The sequence below is a fragment of the Bradyrhizobium sp. STM 3562 genome (assembly GCF_045571435.1).
Taxonomy (GTDB): domain Bacteria; phylum Pseudomonadota; class Alphaproteobacteria; order Rhizobiales; family Xanthobacteraceae; genus Bradyrhizobium.
On sequence record NZ_CP120694.1, the window covers coordinates 7,594,941 to 7,615,687 of the forward strand.

Annotated in this window: 17 protein-coding genes and 1 other RNA gene; 11 read left to right on the plus strand and 7 right to left on the minus strand. The window is 64.3% G+C overall.

What is annotated here, in order from left to right:
* The first annotated feature begins 9 nt into the window (after positions 1–9).
* The 3 genes from P6U23_RS35165 to P6U23_RS35175 all read left to right on the plus strand — a co-directional run bounded on the left by P6U23_RS35165 (position 10) and on the right by P6U23_RS35175 (position 3,923).
* Entirely contained in the window at positions 10–2,181 is a 2,172-nt protein-coding gene (locus tag P6U23_RS35165; RefSeq protein ID WP_407176882.1) for a molybdopterin cofactor-binding domain-containing protein, read from the plus strand.
* Entirely contained in the window at positions 2,178–3,524 is a 1,347-nt protein-coding gene (locus tag P6U23_RS35170; protein ID WP_407176883.1) for a c-type cytochrome, read from the plus strand. The genes P6U23_RS35165 and P6U23_RS35170 overlap by 4 nt, the downstream gene beginning before the upstream one ends.
* 168 nt (positions 3,525–3,692) lie before the next feature.
* Positions 3,693–3,923, plus strand: a complete 231-nt coding sequence (locus P6U23_RS35175; RefSeq protein ID WP_407176884.1) for a hypothetical protein — start codon at positions 3,693–3,695, stop codon at positions 3,921–3,923.
* A gap of 171 nt (positions 3,924–4,094) precedes the next feature.
* Here the strand turns inward: P6U23_RS35175 and P6U23_RS35180 are convergent, their stop codons facing one another.
* The 5 genes from P6U23_RS35180 to P6U23_RS35200 form a co-directional block, all read right to left on the minus strand.
* Entirely contained in the window at positions 4,095–4,919 is an 825-nt protein-coding gene (locus P6U23_RS35180) for a TIGR00282 family metallophosphoesterase (RefSeq protein WP_407176885.1), read from the minus strand.
* Between the two features lies 1 nt (position 4,920).
* Positions 4,921–5,502 carry a 5-formyltetrahydrofolate cyclo-ligase gene (locus P6U23_RS35185; RefSeq protein ID WP_407176886.1) on the minus strand — a complete coding sequence of 194 codons (582 nt, stop codon included), beginning with the start codon at positions 5,500–5,502 and terminating at the stop codon, positions 4,921–4,923.
* A gap of 158 nt (positions 5,503–5,660) precedes the next feature.
* Positions 5,661–5,822, minus strand: a non-coding RNA gene (ssrS, locus tag P6U23_RS35190) — 6S RNA.
* A 69-nt stretch (positions 5,823–5,891) separates the two neighbouring features.
* The gene (locus tag P6U23_RS35195) at positions 5,892–6,275 is read right to left on the minus strand and encodes a cell division protein ZapA (RefSeq protein ID WP_407176887.1); all 384 of its coding nucleotides are present in this window, start codon (positions 6,273–6,275) and stop codon (positions 5,892–5,894) included.
* On the minus strand, positions 6,272–6,634 hold the full coding sequence (locus P6U23_RS35200) for a DUF4164 domain-containing protein (RefSeq protein ID WP_407176888.1): 363 nt from the start codon (positions 6,632–6,634) through the stop codon (positions 6,272–6,274). The genes P6U23_RS35195 and P6U23_RS35200 overlap by 4 nt, the downstream gene beginning before the upstream one ends.
* A 253-nt stretch (positions 6,635–6,887) precedes the next feature.
* Here P6U23_RS35200 and tkt point away from each other — a divergent pair, with 253 nt between their 5' ends.
* From tkt to P6U23_RS35240, 8 genes are all read left to right on the plus strand, one after another.
* The gene (tkt, locus tag P6U23_RS35205; protein ID WP_407176889.1) at positions 6,888–8,870 is read left to right on the plus strand and encodes a transketolase; all 1,983 of its coding nucleotides are present in this window, start codon (positions 6,888–6,890) and stop codon (positions 8,868–8,870) included.
* Positions 8,871–9,184: 314 nt separating this feature from the next.
* Complete coding sequence (gap, locus tag P6U23_RS35210) at positions 9,185–10,192, plus strand: type I glyceraldehyde-3-phosphate dehydrogenase (RefSeq protein ID WP_407176890.1); 1,008 nt, start codon at positions 9,185–9,187, stop codon at positions 10,190–10,192.
* A 177-nt stretch (positions 10,193–10,369) separates the two neighbouring features.
* Positions 10,370–11,563 (plus strand): phosphoglycerate kinase, encoded by a 1,194-nt coding sequence (locus P6U23_RS35215; protein WP_407176891.1) that lies wholly within the window; start codon positions 10,370–10,372, stop codon positions 11,561–11,563.
* 51 nt (positions 11,564–11,614) lie between these two features.
* Entirely contained in the window at positions 11,615–12,682 is a 1,068-nt protein-coding gene (gene fba / locus P6U23_RS35220) for a class II fructose-bisphosphate aldolase (protein WP_407176892.1), read from the plus strand.
* A gap of 381 nt (positions 12,683–13,063) precedes the next feature.
* Entirely contained in the window at positions 13,064–14,092 is a 1,029-nt protein-coding gene (locus P6U23_RS35225) for a class I fructose-bisphosphate aldolase (RefSeq protein WP_407176893.1), read from the plus strand.
* A gap of 2 nt (positions 14,093–14,094) precedes the next feature.
* Positions 14,095–14,772: a thiamine phosphate synthase gene (locus P6U23_RS35230; RefSeq protein ID WP_407176894.1), complete on the plus strand. Its 678-nt coding sequence runs from the start codon at positions 14,095–14,097 to the stop codon at positions 14,770–14,772.
* Positions 14,773–14,785: 13 nt separating this feature from the next.
* Positions 14,786–15,859, plus strand: a complete 1,074-nt coding sequence (locus tag P6U23_RS35235) for a tetratricopeptide repeat protein (RefSeq protein WP_407176895.1) — start codon at positions 14,786–14,788, stop codon at positions 15,857–15,859.
* 92 nt (positions 15,860–15,951) lie between these two features.
* Positions 15,952–16,746, plus strand: coding sequence for an inositol monophosphatase family protein (locus P6U23_RS35240; RefSeq protein ID WP_407176896.1), 795 nt, complete (start codon positions 15,952–15,954; stop codon positions 16,744–16,746).
* Between the two features lie 87 nt (positions 16,747–16,833).
* On the opposite strand, the gene P6U23_RS35245 is transcribed toward P6U23_RS35240, so the two are convergent.
* Both P6U23_RS35245 and P6U23_RS35250 read right to left on the minus strand, forming a co-directional pair.
* Entirely contained in the window at positions 16,834–17,130 is a 297-nt protein-coding gene (locus P6U23_RS35245; protein ID WP_407176897.1) for a hypothetical protein, read from the minus strand.
* Between the two features lie 452 nt (positions 17,131–17,582).
* A complete protein-coding gene (locus tag P6U23_RS35250) occupies positions 17,583–20,744 on the minus strand; it encodes a multidrug efflux RND transporter permease subunit (RefSeq protein WP_407176898.1) in 3,162 nt (1,053 codons plus the stop codon).
* Between the last annotated feature and the right edge of the window lie 3 nt (positions 20,745–20,747).

A 20,747-nucleotide genomic window follows, 5' to 3' on the forward strand; every position in this document is an offset into this window, starting at 1 on the left:
AGCGCTACGATGAACATCGCAGCAAAGATTCCCGATGTTTCGCGCCGCAGCCTTTTGACGGGTGGATTGGCGAGCGGTTTCCTGCTTGCATTCCACCTCCCCGTCCGCGCCTTCAACGAGCCGAATCAGCCGCCCGATGTCGCCGATGGCAAGTTCGCGCCCAACGCCTTCATCCGCATCGACGAGAAAGGCCACACCACGCTGGTCATGCCGCAGGTCGAGATGGGACAAGGCGTCTACACGTCGATCGCCATGATCCTCGCCGAAGAGCTCGACGCCGACATCGCGCAAGTCACGCTGGAACATGCGCCGCCGAACGACAAGCTCTACGGCAATCCTGTTTTCGGGCTTCAGGTCACCGGCAATTCCAATTCGATCCGCGCCTGGTGGATGGCGCTGCGCAAAGCAGGCGCCGGCGCGCGTGCGCAGCTCGTGCAGGCCGCTGCGAAGCAGTGGCAGGTCGAGCCCGCAAGCTGCACCACGTCGAAGGGGGAAGTGACGCACAAGGACAGCGGCCGCAAACTGTCCTATGGCGAGCTCACCACAGCCGCCCGCAGCGAGATCGCGCCCAAGGACGTCCCGCTGAAGGACCCCAAGGATTTCGTCTGTATCGGTCAGCCGCTGAAGCGCTTCGACACGCCCGAGAAGGTGAACGGCAGGGCCATCTATGGCATCGACGCGACGCTGCCGGGCATGAAGTTCGCAACCGTGGCCGCCTGCCCCGTGTTCGGCGGCAAGGTCGGCAACGTCGATGACAGCGCCGCACGGAAGATCGCCGGCGTGCATAAGGTCGTCGTGCTCGATGACATGGTCGCCGTGGTCGGCGATCACATGTGGGCCGCGAAGAAGGGCCTGGATGCACTGAAGATCGAGTGGGATGAGGGTCCGAACGCGAGGATTAGCACGGACGACATCTGGCGTGATCTGCGCACGGCGAGCGAGAAGGAGGGCGCCGTGGCAAAATCCGTCGGCGACATCGCCAAGGGGCTGGCCAGCGGCGACAAGCTCGAAGCCTCCTACGAGCTGCCGTTCCTGGCGCATGCCACCATGGAGCCGATCAATGCCACCGTGCACTTCAAGGGAGACTCCTGCGAAGTGTGGACCGGCACGCAGATCATGACCCGCTGTCAGTCGGAGGCCGCCAAAGCCGCCGGGCTGCCCGTGGAGAAGGTCTCCGTCTATAATCACCTGCTCGGGGGTGGTTTCGGGCGCAAGCTCGAGCCGGACATGGTCGTCGCGGCGGTGCGCATCGCAAAACAGGTCGACGGACCGGTGAAGGTGGTATGGACCCGCGAGGAAGACATGCAGCACGATGTCTACCGTCCGGCCTACCGCGACACCATTGCGGCAACCCTCTCGGACGGCAGGATCGCCGCCTGGAAATACAAGGTCGCAGGCTCCGCGGTGCTTGCGCGCTGGTTGCCGCCGGCCTTCCAGAACGGCATCGACATCGACGCAGTCGATAGCGCGGTCGATATGCCCTACGACGTCCCCAACTTCCATGTCGAATATGTGCGCGCCGAGCCGCCGGCGGTGCCGACGGGGTTCTGGCGCGGCGTCGGTCCGAACAACAACGTGTTCGCAATCGAATGCTTCATGGATGAGTTCGCGCGCAAGGCCGGCAAGGACCCGATCGACTTCCGCCGCACCATGCTCGCCAACAATCCGCGTCCGCTCGCGGCGCTGAACCTGGCTGCGGAGAAATCCGGCTGGGGCCAGCCGTTGGCCCCGCGCATCGGCCGCGGCGTCAGCGTGCAGCCCTCCTTCGGCAGCTTCATCGCCACCGTGGTGGAAGCCGAGGTCGACGAACAGGGCGAGGTGCATCTGCGACGCGTCACCTCCGCGGTCGACACCGGCATTGCCGTCAACCCCGACACCATCAAGGCGCAGATCGAGGGCGGGCTGATCTTCGGCCTCACGGCGGCACTCTATGGCGAAGTGACCATCGACAAGGGCCGAGTGCAGCAGTCGAACTTCAACGACTACCGCATGCTGCGCATCAATCAGGCGCCGAAGATCGAGGTTCATGTCATCAAAAGCGGCGAGCCGCCCGGCGGCATCGGCGAGGCCGGCGTCACGGCCGCCGCGCCGGCGTTGCGCAACGCCATCTATGCCGCCACCGGCGTCGCCCTGCGCCGCCTGCCGATCGATCGCGGCCTGATCGCGGGGAAAAAGGCATGAGTGCCGCCGCGCGTATCCTGCTCGGCGTCGCCGCGATTGTCGTGGCCGCGCTGGCGATCAGCATCTGGGTCGTGCGCGGGCCTGGTCCGCTTGCCTTTGCGGATGGACCGAAGGTTGCGCTCGCCGACTACCGGGCCGGCAATCCGGCCGGCGTGCCCGCTTCGCTCGCGAAAGCAAGCCTCGTCGAGCGCGGCCAATATCTGGCGAAAGCCGCCGACTGCATGGCCTGCCACACCAAGCCCGGGGATAAGGACTTTGCCGGTGGGCTGGCCTTCAGCCTGCCCTTCGGCACACTCTATTCGACCAACATCACCCCGGACAAGGAAACGGGCATCGGCAATTACAGCGACCAGGATTTCCTCAACGCCCTTCATCGCGGCATCCGCCGCGACGGCGCGCGGCTGTATCCGGCGATGCCCTACACATCATACACCTACATCACCGATGACGACGCGCTGGCGATCAAGGCCTATCTGTTCAGCCTGCCGCCGGTGCGCAGGCCGACGCCCGCCAATATGCTGTCTTTTCCATTCAACCAGCGCTGGGCGATGACGTTCTGGTCGGCTGTGTTCAATCCCGATACCCGGTTCGAGCCGGACACGTCGAAATCGCCGGAATGGAACAGGGGCGCCTATCTTGCGGAAGCGCTCGCCCATTGCGGCGAGTGTCATACGCCGCGCAATCCCGCGTTCGCGCTCGACAACCGCAAGAAGTTCTCCGGCGCGGTGACTGCGGGCTGGCGTGCCTTCAACATCACCTCCGACAGGGCCACCGGCATCAGTGGCTGGAGCGATGGCGATCTTGAAAATTATCTCGCGGTCGGTCATGCGAGCGGCCATGGCACCGCCTCGGGCCCGATGGGCGAAGCGGTCGACCGCAGCTTCAGCCAGTTGGCGCCGGAGGACATCAAGGCCGTGGTAGCGTATTTGCGCAGCGTGCCGCCGATCGCCTCGCCCGATCTGCCCGCGACCTTGGCACGTCCGGCCCCCAACTCGCACAGGGATGGCGGCGGCGCCGGCAATGCGCGCGGCAAGCTGGTGTTCGAAGGCGCCTGCGTCAGTTGTCACGGCTGGAGCGGCGAAAGCCTGGTCTCGTCGCTGGCGACGCTCACGGGCGCGCAGGCCGTCAACGATCCCAGCGCGATCAATGTCGCGCAGATCGTGATCTCCGGCACCAAGCGGCATGAGCCCGAGGGCGCGCTCTCGATGCCCGGCTTCGGCAACGCCTATTCCGACGACGAGATCGCCGCGGTCGCCAATTACGTGACAGCGCGATTCGGCGCCAAGGGCTCCAGCCTCACTGCAAAGGACGTGGCGGAATTGCGCAAGCAGACCGCGCAATAAGCGTGATGCGATGAGGTTGAATCGCCATCGCGCCTTGTATTCTTGTTTGAGCATGATCTTTTCGGAAAACCGCTTCACACTTTTCCGAACCATGCTCTCGAAGCTGTCGTCGTTTGTTCATTGGCGCGCTCTATAAGGATCCCCGTGCGATCTATGCGCGGGGGTCCGATGAGCGAGTATGCCGAGCTGGACGAGCTGCAGGCCAGTTACAAGAACGCCGTCGAAGCCTGGATCGCCGCGATCCGACGCGAAGAGGCCCTCGCCTCCGTCAATCATACCCTCGCCGAAGTCGACAAATGGGAGCAGGCGCATTTCGACGAAGACGAGATGCGCAGCGCCGCGAAAGACGCCAAGGCGAAATACGAGGACGCCCTGCGCGAGAAATTCTTCGGGTTTTGAGCCCCGTCATTCCGGGGCGCGCGTGAGCGCGAACTCGGAATCTCGCACCGCAACCTCTGGATCCGGGTTCGCATCCAAGTCGGCTGTTGCCGACTTGGACAACCCAAGAAGAGCGAAGTCAGGCAAGCCTGACTTCGCTTACGCGAGCGCCCCGGAATGACGAGGACAAAACTACTCCTTCCAAAATCCCGGCAACGCCGGCTCGAGGCGGCCGCCGATCCGCACCGGCGCGATCCTCACCGCAAGTCCGGTTGCATCATCGGTCTCGACCGCGACGCCGGACAACGTCGCAGCGCCCATTGCCGGCTCGAAACGGCCGGAGGGAATGCCTGACGTGAAACGGCGCAGCGGCTCGTCCTTCTGCATTCCGATGATGGAATCATAGTCGCCGGTCATGCCGGCGTCGGTCATGTACGCCGTGCCGCCGGGAAGAATCTGGTGATCGGCGGTCGGCACATGCGTGTGCGTGCCGACCACGAGGCTGGCGCGGCCGTCACAGAAAAAGCCGATGCCCTGTTTCTCGCTGGTGGCCTCGCAATGGAAATCGACCACGATGGCGTCCGCGGCCCTACGCAGCGGACAGGCTTCGAGCTCGCGCTCGAGTGCCGCGAAGGGGTCGTCGAAGGGCGTCATGAACACGCGGCCCATCGCATTGATGACGAGCGCGCGCTGGCCGCTCTTGGTATCGATCAGCGCCGCGCCGCGGCCGGGGGTGCCGCGCGGAAAGTTCACGGGCCGAATGAGCTTGGGAGCGCGATCGATGAACACCAGCGCCTCGCGCTGGTCCCAGGCATGATTGCCGAGCGTGATGGCATCGGCGCCCGCATCGATCAGCTCTTGGTAGATCGTTTCGGTGATGCCGAACCCGCCGGCCGCGTTTTCACCGTTGACGATGACGAGGTCGAGCTCCCAGTCGCGGACCAGACCCGGTAAATGCTCGGCGACGGCGTTTCGCCCTGCCCGCCCCACAACGTCGCCCACGAAGAGAATGCGCAATCTAGCTGCTCCGGAAATCGAAAGCTTTGGTTTCGGTTAGCACATAATCGAGCGCAACGTCGTGCGACAACGCTGGAATCGTTTCGATTTCCTGCACCGCGAGGGCGAGCCCGACGCCGACGACCGGCTTCATTTTGCGCAAATGGGCGAATGTAAAGTCATAATGCCCCGCGCCATAGCCGATGCGGTGGCCCAGGCGGTCGAATGCGGCGAGCGGCACCAGCATGATGTCGGGGACGACCTCGGCGGCGGCCGGTGACGGCTCGAGAATGCCGAGCGCGCCCAGCGTCAAGCGATCACCGGGTGACCAGGCGCGAAAAATCAGCGCGTGACCGCGCGCCGTCACGGTAGGTAATGCGAGCTTCGCGCCACCCGCCGCGAGCTTGTGCATCAGCGGTGATGGATCGACCTCATTGCGGATCGGCGAATAGCCGCTCACGACAGTGCCCGGCACGATCTCGAATGGCAATCCACGCGCCGCAATCGCTTGCGCGGCGGCAGCGCGCTGTTCGGGCTTCAAGCCATCGCGCGCGGCAAGCGCGGCTGTGCGGAGAGCTGCTTTGGAGGGAGCAGATTGAGCCATGCAACGTCACATGCCCCTGTCGTCACCCGCGAAAGCGGGTGATCCAGCATTCCAGGGGCGCTCGTGATCAAGCGAGACGTCTCGGCGTACTGGATACCCCGCATGCACGGGGTATGACGGTTGAGATAAGCAAGAGAGGCGAAACAAAAAGAGACAAGTGCGAGGCCGCGGTCGCCGTTGAAACGCTCGATCCCGGAGTTCCCTACGAAAGTAGGTGGGCACCATATGTCCAGGTCCACGGACCCGGCCAGGGACAGTTCCCTTAAGGATCGATAAGGCCCCGGGGATATGTTGGTTCCTGACGCGCGACGCAGCTTCGCGGGGCCTAATCTAGCAACGACGCGGGCGGATCGCCAGCTCTCAACCTATCGCCCCGGGGATAGGGCCATTCACCCGATCGCGACGCCACCACCGATGGTTCGGTTGAGGACCTGGGTGGTCCGCTCGATTCGCTCCGCCGCGGCGTTGAGCGCATTGGCGACCGCCGTCTGCGTCGCCTTGGCGCGGTCGGCAGCCGCCGTGCGCACGTCGCGCAGCTTCACCAGTTCTTCTTCGAGGCCGCGGATACGCGCGTTGGCATCGACCAGTTCGTCGCACACGGTCAAGGCTGCCATCACGGTCAGGCGCGCGTCGCCGATCTCCCCGAATTTTCCGCGCAACATCTCGATGCGTTGCTCCAGGCTCTCGGCGAGCTTGAGCAGCCTGATCTCCTGCCCTTCCTCGCAGGCCATGCGATATTGCCGGCCGTTGATGGTGACGTTGATGTGGTTCATTCGTCGTCTCCGCCCTCTTCGGGCTCTTCGGCCTCGTCGGCCCCTTCGGCTTCCGTAACACCGAGAACCTCGCGGATGGTGCCGATGGCCGCATCCAGCCGTTCGGCGATCTCGCGATTGGCGCGTTCGAGCTTGCGCGATCGCACCAGCGAGCCGTCCAGCTCATCGGCGAGGCGCGAGCGGTCCGCGCCCAGCGCCTGAATCCGGGTCGCGAGTTCATCCTCGTCGCGGTCGGCCTCGCGACGCCGCTCGACCGCGCTCTCCAGCGCGTCCAGCGCCGTCATCAGTCGCCGTGTCGCAGCCTCGATGTCAGCGGACGGCGGCTCATGGGGCGGAAAATTCGCGGGACGATCGTTCATGCCAGCGATCCCAAACGCCGCTCGGGCGGCAAAACCCGCGCTTCGGCAAGCGCTTAAGGGAGGAAATTTACGTGGCCGGGAGCTGCCGTGCAACGCCGCCGCGAAGCTATGCACCGCAAAGCAACTTTTCCTGGCGTCAAGGCGTTGGACTCCGGGAACTCAGGTGCTATCCAGCCCCCGAATTCACCGGGGTTAGCCCCCTCGCCCGCGGTGCTCCTCCCGCCGAGCACCCCATTTCAGACGGATTTTCAAGATGACGCAGGTCGAACCCTTCCGTATGGCCAATGCGATTCGCGGCCTCGCGATGGACGCGGTGGAAAAAGCGAAATCCGGCCATCCCGGGTTGCCGATGGGCGCCGCCGACATCGCCACCGTGCTGTTCTCGCAGTTTCTGAAATTCGATGCCAGCGAGCCGGCCTGGCCGGATCGCGACCGCTTCGTGCTGTCGGCAGGCCACGGGTCGATGCTGCTCTATTCGCTGCTTTATCTGACCGGCAATCCGGACATGACGCTCGAGCAGCTCCAGCATTTCCGGCAACTCGGCTCGCTCACCCCCGGGCACCCCGAGAACTTCCACACCAAGGGCGTGGAGACCACCACCGGGCCGCTCGGCCAGGGTATTTCGACCGCCGTCGGCATGGCGCTTGCGGAGAAGATGCTCGCGGCGGAGTTCGGCAAGAAGATCGTCGATCATCGCACCTATGTGCTCGCATCCGATGGCGACTTGATGGAAGGCGTCTCGCAGGAAGCGATCGCCCTGGCTGGGCACTGGAAGCTGAACAAGCTGATCGTGCTCTATGACGACAACGGCATTTCGATCGACGGCCCGACCTCGCTGTCCGACTCCGTCGATCAGGTCAAGCGCTTCAAATCCGCGGGCTGGGCCGCCGAGCTGATCGACGGCCAGGACCAGAAGGCGATCGCAGCCGCGATCGAACGCGCGCAAAAGGCCAACAAACCGTCGCTGATCGCCTGCCGCACCACCATCGGCTACGGCGCGCCGACCAAGGCCGGCACCGCCAAGGTGCATGGCGAGGCGCTTGGCGCGGACGAGCTGAAGGCCGCCAAGGAAAAACTCGGCATCTCGCTTGAGCCGTTCTCGGTGCCGGACGACGTGCTGAAGGCCTGGCGCGAGGTCGGCAGCCGCGGCGCCGCGGCGCGGGCCGAATGGGAAGCGCGCTTTGCCGAGCTCGGCAGCCGCAAGCGCGCCGAGTTCGAGCGGCGGCTGCGCCATGAGCGGCCCGCCTCGCTTGCGAAAGCGCTCAAGGAGCACAAGAAACAGCTTCTGGAGACGCCGCTCAACGTCGCGACCCGCAAATCCTCCGAAGCCGCGATCGAGGCGATTGCGGCTGCAATGCCGATGGAGTTCGTGGGCGGCTCCGCCGACCTCACCGGCTCCAACAACAACAAGCCGAAATCGGCCGTGGCCTTCTCGGCCAAGACGCCGAAGGGCCGCTTCATCCATTACGGCATCCGCGAGCACGGTATGGCCGCATGCATGAACGGCATCTTCCTGCATGGCGGCTTTGCACCGAATGGCGCGACCTTCCTGGTGTTTACCGACTACGCACGGCCGGCGATGCGGATCGCGGCGCTGATGGGCGCGGGCGTCGTCTATGTGATGACCCACGATTCCATCGGCCTCGGCGAGGACGGACCGACGCATCAGCCGGTCGAGCATCTCGCCGCCTTGCGCGCCATGCCCAACATGCGCGTCTTCCGTCCCTGCGACGCCGTCGAGGTGGCCGAATGCTGGGAGCTTGCGCTCAGCCGCACCACCGGTCCGACCGTGCTGGCGCTGACGCGGCAGAACGTGCCGCAGCTCCGCACCTCGGCGCCAGCGGACAATCCCTGCAGCCATGGCGGCTATGAACTCGTGCCGGCGCAGGGCGAGACCAAGGTGTCGCTGTTCGCCTCGGGATCGGAGGTGCAGATCGCGGTCGATGCCCAAAAGCAGCTCGCCGAGCGCGGCATCCCGGCGCGCGTCGTCTCGGTGCCCTCGCTCGAGCTCCTCTTGGCGCAGCCGGAGGAGAAAAAGCAGGCGATCATCGGCAATGCGCCGGTCAAGGTCGCGATCGAGGCCGCGGTGCGCTGGGGCTGGGACGCGGTCATCGGCAAGGATGGCGAGTTCGTCGGCATGCACTCCTTCGGGGCGAGTGCGCCAGCCAAGGACCTTTTCAAGCATTTCGGCATTACCGCTGAGGCCGCGGTTAACGCCGCCCTGAAGCGGCTGTAACGCTCGCGTTGCCCCGCTAACGCCCGGTTGCGAAGCGTGGAAGAAGAACGGCCGACCAAAATTATTCTTTGGTCGGCCCAAAGAAATTGTTTTGGAGATCGCTTTCGGCTTGAAGTTCCAGCGAAAAACGCATGGAAACCATTGCAGGAACATCATGGCCTGACGGCCGGGTGGCGGTTGAGCTTGCCCGGAAAAAGGTCTAGCTAGAAAGCCATACGATCCGCTCCCGCCCGGCAGAACCGGGCGTCCGCCCGAAAACCCTCGTGACGCCAATGTGTCGCGGGGATGACAAAAGTCATTAGAGGAGACGAGAGATGGCAGTCCGTGTCGCGATCAACGGGTTTGGCCGCATCGGCCGCAACATTCTGCGGGCGATTGCCGAATCCGGCCGCAGGGATATCGAGGTGGTCGGTATTAACGATCTTGGCCCGGTCGAGACCAATGCCCATCTGCTCCGCTTTGACTCCGTGCACGGCCGCTTTCCTGGCACCGTGACCGTCGAGGGCGACTCGATCAGCGTCGGCAACAGCAAGATCAGGGTTTCCGCCGAACGCGACCCCACCAAGCTGCCCTGGAAAGAGCTCGGCGTCGACATCGCGCTGGAGTGCACAGGCATCTTCACCAGCAAGGACAAGGCCTCCGCGCATCTGACCGCCGGCGCCAAGCGCGTGCTGGTCTCCGCGCCGGCCGAGAATGCGGATGCGACCATCGTGTTCGGCGTCAATCATGAGACGCTCACTCCCGACCACAAGGTCGTCTCCAACGGCTCCTGCACCACCAATTGCCTGGCGCCGGTCGCCAAGGTCCTGAACGATACCGTCGGCATCGAGACCGGCTTCATGACCACGATCCACGCCTATACCGGCGACCAGCCGACGCTGGACACGCTGCACAAGGATCTCTACCGCGCGCGCGCCGCGGCGATGTCGATGATCCCGACCTCCACCGGCGCCGCGAAAGCGATCGGCCTCGTGCTGCCGGAGCTGAAAGGCAAGCTCGACGGCGTCGCGATCCGCGTGCCGACGCCGAACGTCTCGGTCGTCGATCTGAAGATCGTCGCCAAGCGCTCAACCGACGCGAAGGAAATCAACGAGGCGATGAAGCGCGCCAGCGAGCAGCAGCTCAAGGGCATCCTGGGCTACACCACCTCGCCTAACGTCTCGATCGACTTCAACCACGATCCGCACTCCTCCACCTTCCACATGGACCAGACCAAGGTCATGAACGGCAATCTGGTGCGGGTGATGTCGTGGTACGACAATGAATGGGGTTTCTCCAACCGCATGGCCGACACCGCGGTCGCCATGGGCAAGCTGCTGTAACGGAGTTTCGTCTTGCCCGGGGCAAGAGCGCGAAGCGCGTCTTCGCCGAAGGCCCCCGGGCATGTTTATCAGTAGCCCCGTCATTCCGGGGCGATGCGGAGCATCGAACCCGGAATCTCGAGAGTCCGGGTCCGGTCCTTCCGACCGTCCCGGAACGACGGAGCAAGGAAGCGTGCCATGAAGCAATTCCGAACCCTCGACGACGTCGACGTGAAGGGCAAGCGCGTGCTGCTGCGCGTCGATCTCAACGTGCCCATGGAGAACGGGCGCGTGACCGACGCCACCCGTCTGGAGCGCGTCGCACCGACGATTGCCGAAATCTCGCAAAAGGGCGGCAAGGTCATCCTGCTCTCGCATCTCGGCCGGCCCAAAGGACGCGACGAGAAGGATTCGCTCAAACCGGTCGCCGCGGCGCTGTCGCGCGTGATCGGCAAGCCCGTTGCGTTCGCCGATGATTGCATTGGCGAGGCAGCCGCCAAGGCTGTTGGCACCATGCAGGATGGCGATATCCTTTGTCTGGAGAATACGCGATTCCACAAGGAGGAAGAGAAGAACGATCCCGCTTTCGTCGCGGAGCTGGCAAAGCTCGGCGACATCTGGGTCAATGACGCCTTCTCCGCGGCGCATCGCGCGCATGCTTCGACCGAGGGCCTCGGCCACAAGCTTCCGGCCTATGCGGGACGCGCCATGCAGGCCGAACTGGATGCGCTCACGAAAGCGCTGGAGGCACCGACCAAGCCTGTGATCGCGATCATCGGCGGCGCCAAGGTGTCGACGAAGATCGAGTTGCTCGAGAACCTGGTCACCAAGGTCGACGCGCTGGTGATCGGCGGCGGCATGGCCAACACCTTCCTGCATGCGCAGGGGGTTTCGATCGGCAAGTCGCTCGCGGAGAAGGAGCTGGCGCCGACCGCGCTGCGCATCATCGAGAAGGCGACCGCATCGAACTGCGCCATCATCCTGCCCGTCGACGCGATCGTCGCTTTCCATTTCGTCGCCAATGCACCCTCCCATGCCTATGGGCTGGATGCGATCCCCTCCGAAGGCATGATCCTCGACGTCGGGCCGCAATCGAGCGCCCGCATCCATGCGGCGATCGACGATGCCGCGACGCTGGTCTGGAACGGCCCGCTCGGAGCCTTCGAGCTTGCGCCGTTCGACCGCGGCACCGTGGCCGCGGCCCGACACGCAGCGGAACGAACCAAGGCCAAAAAATTACTGTCGGTCGCCGGCGGCGGCGACACGGTGGCGGCGTTGAACCAGGCCGGCGTGGCCGGTGATTTCAACTATGTCTCGACCGCAGGTGGCGCGTTTCTTGAATGGATGGAAGGGAAACCGTTGCCGGGTGTCGAGGTTTTAAGGGTACGCTAGATTTCAGGCATTAGCGGTCATTTTAATCCAGACAGCGGAGGAAGAAGACACATGGCACGCATTACGTTGCGTCAATTGCTCGATCACGCGGCGGAACACGACTACGGCGTGCCGGCCTTCAACATCAATAATATGGAGCAGGCGCTGGCCATCATGGAGGCTGCTTCCTCGCTGGATGCGCCTGTCATCATCCAGGCCTCGCGCGGCGCGCGCGCTTACGCCAATGACGTGATGTTGCGTCACATGATGGATGCCCTCACCGAGATCTATCCGCAGATCCCGGTCTGCGTCCATCTCGATCACGGCAACGAACCCGCGACGTGCATGACCGCGATCCAGGCCGGCTTCACCTCGGTCATGATGGACGGCTCGCTGAAAGCCGACGGCAAGACGCCGGGTGACTGGGACTACAATGTCGGCGTCACCAGGAAGGTCACCGACATGGCCCATCTCGGCGGCATTTCCGTCGAAGGCGAATTGGGCGTGCTGGGCTCGCTTGAAACCGGCATGGGCGACAAGGAAGACGGCCACGGCGCCGAGGGCAAGCTGTCGCACGATCAGTTGCTCACCAATCCGGACGAGGCCGTCAAATTCGTGAGGGAGACCAAGGTCGACGCGCTGGCGATCGCGATGGGCACCTCGCACGGCGCCTACAAGTTCACCCGCAAGCCCGACGGCGACATTCTTGCGATGCATGTGATCGAGGAGATCCACCGCAAGCTGCCGAACACGCATCTGGTGATGCACGGCTCGTCCTCGGTACCGCAGGACCTGCAGGAGATCATCAACGCCAATGGCGGCAAGATGAAGCCGACCTGGGGCGTGCCGGTGGCCGAGATTCAGCGCGGCATCAAGAACGGCGTGCGCAAGATCAATATCGACACCGACAACCGCATGGCCATGACCGGCCAGATCCGCAAGGTGCTGAAGGAGCACCCGGAGGAGTTCGATCCGCGCAAATATTTGAAGCCGGCGATGGAGGCGATGGCCAAACTCTGCAAGCAGCGGCTGCAGGAGTTCAACACCGCAGGCCAGGCCAGCAAGATCAAGAAGGTGCTGACGCCGGCCGAGATGGCCAAGCGCTACGCCAAGGGCGAACTCGACCCGAAGGTGGCCTGATCTCCCGCCACGATGTCGTCCCGGCCGCAGAGCCAGGACCCATGACCACAGGCGGATGTTGTGGCGAAGATTCGGGGTTAGAACCTTCGCGACGACTGTCCGCTGGGACTATGGGTCCCGGCTCTGCGCTTGGCTTGGCCGGGACGACGGAAATTGCGGCTTCCCCGGTGGCCCCGGAACCTTCCGGGCCTTAGCCGGGCCTCCCTGCGACCAACATTCTCTTCCGCCCCTGCCCGAGAACCGTCTATTTTGACGGGCAAGTGCAGGCCGCTTGGAACCAGCCCGGCTTTGCGCTAGCCGGGTCGGTTGTAGGGCTTGCGCGAGGAAACGCGTGAAAAGACGGAGTTTTGCCCCCAAAGCTCCGTGCCCCGGAGGAGTGCAATGAACCTCAGCGAACTCAACAAGGTCGCGCTTGCCATGGTCACGCCGGGCAAGGGCATACTGGCCGCCGACGAGTCCTCGGGAACGATCAAGAAGCGTTTCGACGCCATCAAGGTCGAATCAACCGAGGAAAACCGCCGCGACTATCGCGAAATGCTGTTCCGCTCGACGGAGGCGATGAGCAAATACATCTCGGGCGTCATCCTCTACGACGAGACGATCTGGCAAAATGCCAAGGACGGGACGCCGCTGATCAAGCTGATCGAGCAGGCCGGCGCCGTCCCCGGCATCAAGGTCGACGAGGGCACGCAGGGCTTGCCGGCCTGCCCCGGCGAACTGGTCACGGTGGGCCTCGACAAGCTTGCCGAGCGCCTGAAGAAATATTACGAGCGCGGCGCGCGCTTCGCCAAATGGCGTGCCGTGATCGACATCGCTGGCCGCGACATCCCCTCGGCTACCGCGATCCACGTCAACGCGCATGCGCTGGCGCGCTACGCGGCGCTGTGCCAGGCCGCGCAGATCGTTCCGATCGTCGAGCCTGAAGTGCTGATGGACGGCGATCATGACATCGATCGTTGTTATGACGTCACGCAGCACGTCCTCAACACGACATTCCGCGAGCTGCGCGTTCAGCGCGTGGAGCTGGAAGGCATGGTGCTGAAACCCAATATGGCCGTCTCTGGCAAGAAGTGCCCCAAACAGGCCTCCGTCGAGGAAGTCGCCGAAAAGACCGTGCGGCTGCTCAAGGAATGCGTGCCGGCGGCCGTGCCCGGCATCGCCTTCCTGTCGGGCGGGCAATCCGACGAGGAAGCCACCGCCCATCTGAATGCGATGAACCGGCTCGGCCATCTGCCGTGGCCGCTGACCTTCTCCTATGGCCGGGCGCTGCAGGCGGCGCCGCAAAAGGCGTGGTCGGGTAGACCGGAGAATGTGCCGGCAGGCCAGCGCGCCTTCACCCATCGCGCGCACATGAATGCGCTAGCGAGCAAGGGCGAGTGGGCGACCTCGCTGGAAAAGAAGGCGGCGTAGAATTGGCCAAACCCGTTCCGCCCCGACCGGCGCCGCGGCTCTATCTCGCGACGCCGGTCGTCGACGATCCGGCAAGCCTGATCGCAGGCCTGCCGGCGCTATTTGCGGCTGCCGACATCGCGGCGGTGCTGCTGCGGCTCAAACAGACCGACCCGCGCGGCATGATTTCGCGCATCAAGGCGATCGCGCCGGTGGTGCAGGGGGCCGGCGCGGCGCTGCTGCTTGACGGCATGGTCGAACTGGTCGCCCGCGGCGGCGCCGACGGCGCGCATCTGACCGGCATCGCCGCGCTGGAGGAAGCCCTCCCCAGCCTGAAGCCCGACCGGATCGCGGGCGTGGGCGGGCTTGCCACACGTCACGACTCCATGACCGCAGGCGAGCTCGGCGCCGACTACGTGCTGTTCGGCGAGGTGGATGCGGAGGGCCAGCGGCCCTCACCGCAGGCGATCGCGGAGCGTCTCGCCTGGTGGGCCGAGCTGTTCGAGCCGCCCTGCATCGGCTATGCGGCGAGCCGCGAGGACGTCTCCGAATTCGTGATAGCCGGCGCCGATTTCGTGCTGGTCGATGATCTGATCTGGGCCGATCGGCGTGGCCCGGCAGCGGCGCTCGCCGATGTCGCAGAGAGCATGCAACAGGCCTATGCGACGGCCGCGAAAAATGCCAAGGCGGCGCAGGGGTAGCTCTCGCGAAAAAATGAACACGCCGCATTCGATATTGATCCTCGCCGCCTCGCTGCTCCTGGCAACGAGCACCGCGGCGCAAGTTTCGCCGCCCCCGCCTGCAGCCCAGCCTCCCGCCACCAAGCCCGCGGCGCAGCCGAAGACGAAGCCGCATGCAATCAACAAGCCGGCAGCGGCCACGGCGCAGGACAAGCCCGGAACGCCGGCCGCTCCAACGGCGGCGGCAAACCCGACACCCGTGCCTGACGATCCCAACGTCGATCTGGTCTACGGCGCCTATCAGCGCGGCATGTACAAGACCGCCTTCGATCTTGCGACCACGCGCGCCCAGGCCGGCGACGCCAAGGCGATGACCATGCTGGGCGAGCTCTACGCCAACGCTCTGGGCATCAAGCACGACGATGCCAAGGCGGTCGGATGGTACAAGCGAGCAAGCGATCTCGGCGATCGCGAAGCGATGTTCGCGCTCGCCATGATGCGGATCGCCGGGCGCGGCGGCCCGGTCGACAAGCAGGAAGCGGTGAGGCTGCTGGCTTCCTCGGCCAAGCTCGGTGAGCCGAAGGCGGCCTATAATCTGGCGCTCTTGTATCTCGACGGGCAGACATTGCCGCAGGACGTCAAGCGTTCCGCGGAGCTGCTCAGGATGGCGGCGGATGCCGGCAATCCGGAGGCGCAATACGCGCTGGCGACCTTCTACAAGGAGGGCACCGGGGTCCCGAAGGACATGGACAAGGCGGTGCGGCTCTTGCAGGCAGCCTCGGTCGCCGACAATGTCGATGCCGAGGTCGAATATGCCATCGCGCTGTTCAACGGCACCGGCACGCCCAAGAACCCCACGGCGGCCGTGGCGCTGCTCAAGAAGGCGGCCCGTCAAGGCAGCCCGATCGCGCAAAATCGCCTCGCGCGCGTGTTGGTCGACGGTATGGGTGGCACGCCAATGGACAAGGTCGAGGGGCTGAAATGGCACCTGATCGCGAAAACCGCCGGTAAGGGCGACCTTTATCTGGACGAGGCCTATGCACAGCTCAGCCCGGAGGACCGCGCCAAGGTCGACAATGCGGCCAAGCGCTGGCTCGGCACCAAATGAGCCACCTTGACGTTATGCTCTGAGCAGGGCACCCACAGTCCGTCTCATTGTCCCGCAAGCGCCTTCGGCGCGCAGAAATCAAGTCTCGCCTCATGCAGCATTCAGCCCTCATCAACGTCATGGTGAAAGCCGCGCTCCGCGCCGGCCGCAGCCTCAAGCGCGATCTTGGCGAGATCGAACATTTGCAGGTGTCGCTGAAGGGCCCGGCCAATTTCGTCTCGCTCGCCGACAAGCGCGCCGAAGAGATGCTCTACACCGACCTTTCGAAGGCGCGTCCCGGTTACGGCTTCCTCGGCGAGGAAGGCGGCACGCGCGAGGGCACCGACAAGACCCACACCTGGATCGTCGACCCGCTCGACGGCACCACCAATTTCCTGCACGGCATTCCGCAGTTCGCGATCTCGATCGGACTGAAGCGCGATGAAACCATCATCGCGGGCGTGGTCTACAACCCCGCCAATGACGAGCTCTACATCGCCGAGCGCGGCAAGGGCGCCTTTCTCAACGACCAGCGGCTGCGCGTCGCCGGCCGCCGCAACCTCAACGAATGCGTGATCGGCTGCGGCCTGCCGCATATCGGACGCGGCGATCACGCGCTGTTCCGCGCCGAGATGGAGGCGATCCAGAACAAGGTGGCGGGGCTGCGCCGTTTCGGTGCCGCCGCGCTCGATCTCGCCTTCGTCGCCGCGGGCCGCCTCGACGGGTTCTGGGAGCGCGACCTTTCGCCCTGGGACATCGCCGCGGGCCAGATCCTCATCCGCGAGGCCGGCGGCACGATTTCAGGCATCGACGGCCATGACAACGCGGTAACGACCGGTCACGTCGTTTGCGGCAACGAATATGTCCACGGCGAGCTGTTGAAGATCCTTAAAGCAGCGGCGAAATAGCGCCTTCGAAAAGCGCCTCTTCCAACCAAAGTCACAGGACCCGAACCGCCCGAGGACATCGGCTCGGGCAGCCCAGGTTCGCCTGCATCAACCCAGATGCGACGGCAGCTTGAGCACCGATGGACCCGCCTCCGTTCCCGGCAGTCCCGGGATGCGAGAGGCGTCCTGCTCCGCAAGCGACATGCTGTAGCGGCTCGGTGCCGCAGCCGACCCGATCGTTCCGAGCTGCGCGGCCGGACCGCCTTCAGTTCCGGCCAGCGCGTGAATTCCAACGCCGGAGTTCTGCGCGCTCGGGATCGTGATGTTCGAACTCATTGTGCGCGCCAAGGCAGGCGGCGCTGCAATGGCCAGCGCGAGCACGACTGCGCCCACAATTTTGATCATGCCAACCTCCGTTGCTTGATTTGCCATTTATGCGAACGTTCCCCAGTTGTTCGCTGTTCCGGCCTTACGCGAATTTAAGCCGGGCGAAGCCGACGGCAGAATTCGCAAAATCTCGCGCCGCGTCCTATATCCAGACCAGAGGAACGCTCAGAGGGTGTCCCTAGCCCGATGAGTGAAAGGAAAAGATCGTAGATGTTGGTTGAAGGAGTCGCATTCGCTGTGGGTTTGCTGATGGTCGCGGTGCCCACGTACTTCATGTTCATCGAACACGTCAGAGAAGCGAGGCGGTCGCAATAAGGTTCCCGCAAGCGCAATCGAGGCCCTCGGCGATCAACCGGGGGCCTTCTGTTTTTGCCGACAATTATAGATTGGGAGCGCGCTGAAGCCTCAGGTCGCGACGAAGAACTGCACGCATCCGTCGTCGAGCAAGCCGCTCCCTTCGAACCACAAGTTCATGGCTTCTGCGGCTCCGCCACGCTGTAGCCGACTTGCTTGATGGTGGCTCCCTTTACATCCTCCCGGTCGCGCCCGAGCACGCGTTGCACCGAGACGAAGAACACCGGCACCATCAGCAGCGCGAGGATCACCACCGCGACCATGCCGCCCATGACGCTGGTGCCGAGCGCCTGCTGGCTGGCGCCGCCTGCGCCATGTGCGATCACCATCGGCAGCACGCCGAAGACGAAAGCAAATCCGGTCATCAGAATGGGGCGGAAGCGCAGGCTCGCGGCCTCCACCGTCGCCTCGATCAGCGGCTTGCCTTGCGCGCGCAAATCCTTGGCGAACTCGATGATCAGGATGGCATCCTTGGCCGCCAGACCGATGATCGTGATCAATCCGACCGTGAAATAGACGTCGTTCGGCAGCCCGCGCATCGTCGCCGCCACCACCGCGCCACAGACGCCGAGTGGCACCGTCAACAGCACCGCGAGCGGAATGGTCCAGCTTTCGTAGAGCGCGGCCAGGCACAGGAACACGACCAGGACCGACAGCCCCAGCAGCAGCGGCGCCTGCGAGCCAGAGAGTTTTTCCTGCAGCGATTGTCCCGTCCATTCGTAGCCGAAACCGCGCGGCAGCCTGTCGGCCAGCCTTTCCATCTCGGCGATCGCATCGCCCGAGGTATATCCAGGCCTCGCCTCGCCGCTGATGCGGATCGCGGGATAGTAGTTGAAGCCTGCAATCTGCGTCGGGCCTTTCGTCCACTCGATCGAGGCGAAGGCCGAGAAGGGCACGAGCTGTCCGCGATCGTTCCTGACGTTGTAGGTCAGGATCTCCTCGGGATTCATGCGGCTGTTGCGATCGGCCTGCACCACAACGCGCTGCATTCGCCCGCGATTGGGAAAATCGTTGACGTAGGTCGAGCCGAGATTGGTCGAAATGGTATTGTTGATTTCCTCGAAGCTGACGCCGAACGCACCGGCCTTTTCGCGATCGATGACGAGATTGACCTGCGGCGCCGAAGGCAAGCCCTCGATATAGACCTTCTGCAGGACGGAGCTGGCGTTGGCTTCCGCAACCAGTTGATCGGCGGCGCTCATCAGTGCCGGAATCCCCTTTTGCCCACGGTCCTGCAAGCGGAAGCTGAAACCCGAGGAGTTGCCGAGATTGTCGATCGGCGGCGGCTGCAGCGCGGAGATTTTGGCATCGCGCACCGACGCCAGATCGCGGTTGATGTCGGCGACGATCGCGGCTGCGGAGTCCTTCTCCGGGCGTTCCGACCAATCCTTCAGCGAGATGAAGGCCTGCGCCGTGTTCATGCCCTGGCCGGAGAAGCTGAAGCCGGTCAGAAACGTCACATTCTCCACGCCCGGACGTTGCGCCAGGTATTTTTCGACCTTCTCGACGACGGCTTCGGTCCGCGCGTAAGAGGAATCGGACGGCGTCTGCACGTCGGTCGTGATGAACCCCTGATCGTCGACCGGAAGGAAGCCGCCGGGCATGCGCACGAAGGCAAAGCCGAGACCGACGAGCAGCGCGGCATAGATGAGCATCAGCCGCCCGGTGCGCCTCAAGGTCCCGCGAACCACGCCCGCATAGCCGGCCCTGCCCCCGTCCAGCAAGCGGTTGAACCAGCCGAACACGCCCTTCTTGGGGGTGTGTCCGTGGCCGGCCTCGACCGGCTTTAACAGCGTCGCGCAGAGCGCGGGCGTCAGCGACATCGCGAGCAGCGCGGAAAAGCCGATCGCAGCGACCATGGTCACCGAGAACTGGCGATAGATGATGCCGACCGAGCCGCCGAAGAACGCCATCGGCACGAACACCGCCATCAGCACCAGCGTGATGCCGATGATGGCGCCCGTGATCTGCGACATCGCCTTGCGCGTGGCCTCCTTCGGCGGCAATCCCTCCTCGGCCATGATGCGTTCGACGTTTTCCACGACGACGATGGCGTCGTCGACCAGGATGCCGACCGCGAGCACCATGGCGAACATGGTCAGCATGTTGATGGAGTAGCCCGCGAGCAGCAGCGTCGCGGACGCCCCGAGCAGCGCAACCGGCACGACGATGGTCGGGATGATGGTGTAACGGATGTTCTGCAGGAACAAGAACATCACGATGAACACAAGGACCACGGCTTCGACCAGCGTCGAGATCACCTTCTCGATCGAAGCCTTTACGACCGGGGTGATGTTGTAAGGGATTTCATAGCTGATGTTGGCGGGGAAGAAGCGCGACAGCTCCTTCATCTTAGCCTCGACCGCGCTGGCCGTCGCGAGTGCGTTACCGGTCGGCGACAGCAGCACCGAAAGGCCGGCCGTGGGTTTGCCGTTGAGGCGGGTGTTGAACTGATAGCTCAAGCCGCCAATCTCGATCCGTGCCACATCGCGCAGACGCACGGATGAGCCATCCGGATTGACGCGCAGCGTGATCGCGCCGAACTCGTCGGGCGAGGAGAGCTGACCCTTGACCAGCACCAGAACCGATATCCGCTGCTCGGACGTGCTCGGCTCGGCGCCGATACTGCCGGAGGCGACCTGCGCGTTCTGCGCGCTGATTGCCTTGGTCACATCGTCGGCGGTCAGACCATAACCCACGAGCTTGTCGGGATCGAGCCAGATGCGGAGCGAGCGCTCGGTCGAATAAAGCGTGGCGCGACCGACGCCCGGAATGCGACGGATTTCACCGAGGACGTTGCGGATCATGAAGTCGCCGAGTCCGACTTCATCCAGGCTGCCGTCGGTCGACGACAGGGTAATGATCTGCAGCACCGCGCTCGACGCCTCCTCGATGAGGATGCCCTGCTGCATCACCGCCCGGGGAAGCCGCGCCTCGACGCGCTTGATGCGGTTCTGCACCTCGACCGAGGCGGCGCTGGTATCGGTGCCGGGCATGAAATTGGCGGTGATCTCGACCTGCCCGAGCGAATCGCTGGTCGATTCGAAATTCATGATGCCGGAGGCGCCGTTGAGCTCCTCCTCGATCAGCCGCGTCACGCTGTTGTAGAGATTCTCCGGCGATGCGCCGGGATAGCTGGTCGAAATGGAGATCGAAGGCGGTGCAATGATCGGATATTGCGCCACCGGCAACAGCGGGATCGCGATCGCGCCGATGAGGCAGATGAACAGCGCAACGACCCAGGCGAAGATGGGTCGGTCGATAAAGAAGCTCGGCATCCG

Coding starts and splice junctions, on each gene's coding strand:
- P6U23_RS35165 (WP_407176882.1), top strand. CDS start 10: ATGAACATCGCAGCAAAGATTCCCGATGTTTCGCGCCGCAGCCTTTTG.
- P6U23_RS35170 (WP_407176883.1), top strand. CDS start 2,178: ATGAGTGCCGCCGCGCGTATCCTGCTCGGCGTCGCCGCGATTGTCGTG.
- P6U23_RS35175 (WP_407176884.1), top strand. CDS start 3,693: ATGAGCGAGTATGCCGAGCTGGACGAGCTGCAGGCCAGTTACAAGAAC.
- P6U23_RS35185 (WP_407176886.1), bottom strand. CDS start 5,502: ATGGCTCAATCTGCTCCCTCCAAAGCAGCTCTCCGCACAGCCGCGCTT.
- P6U23_RS35195 (WP_407176887.1), bottom strand. CDS start 6,275: ATGAACCACATCAACGTCACCATCAACGGCCGGCAATATCGCATGGCC.
- P6U23_RS35200 (WP_407176888.1), bottom strand. CDS start 6,634: ATGAACGATCGTCCCGCGAATTTTCCGCCCCATGAGCCGCCGTCCGCT.
- tkt (WP_407176889.1), top strand. CDS start 6,888: ATGACGCAGGTCGAACCCTTCCGTATGGCCAATGCGATTCGCGGCCTC.
- gap (WP_407176890.1), top strand. CDS start 9,185: ATGGCAGTCCGTGTCGCGATCAACGGGTTTGGCCGCATCGGCCGCAAC.
- P6U23_RS35215 (WP_407176891.1), top strand. CDS start 10,370: ATGAAGCAATTCCGAACCCTCGACGACGTCGACGTGAAGGGCAAGCGC.
- fba (WP_407176892.1), top strand. CDS start 11,615: ATGGCACGCATTACGTTGCGTCAATTGCTCGATCACGCGGCGGAACAC.
- P6U23_RS35225 (WP_407176893.1), top strand. CDS start 13,064: ATGAACCTCAGCGAACTCAACAAGGTCGCGCTTGCCATGGTCACGCCG.
- P6U23_RS35235 (WP_407176895.1), top strand. CDS start 14,786: ATGAACACGCCGCATTCGATATTGATCCTCGCCGCCTCGCTGCTCCTG.
- P6U23_RS35240 (WP_407176896.1), top strand. CDS start 15,952: ATGCAGCATTCAGCCCTCATCAACGTCATGGTGAAAGCCGCGCTCCGC.
- P6U23_RS35245 (WP_407176897.1), bottom strand. CDS start 17,130: ATGATCAAAATTGTGGGCGCAGTCGTGCTCGCGCTGGCCATTGCAGCG.
- P6U23_RS35250 (WP_407176898.1), bottom strand. CDS start 20,744: ATGCCGAGCTTCTTTATCGACCGACCCATCTTCGCCTGGGTCGTTGCG.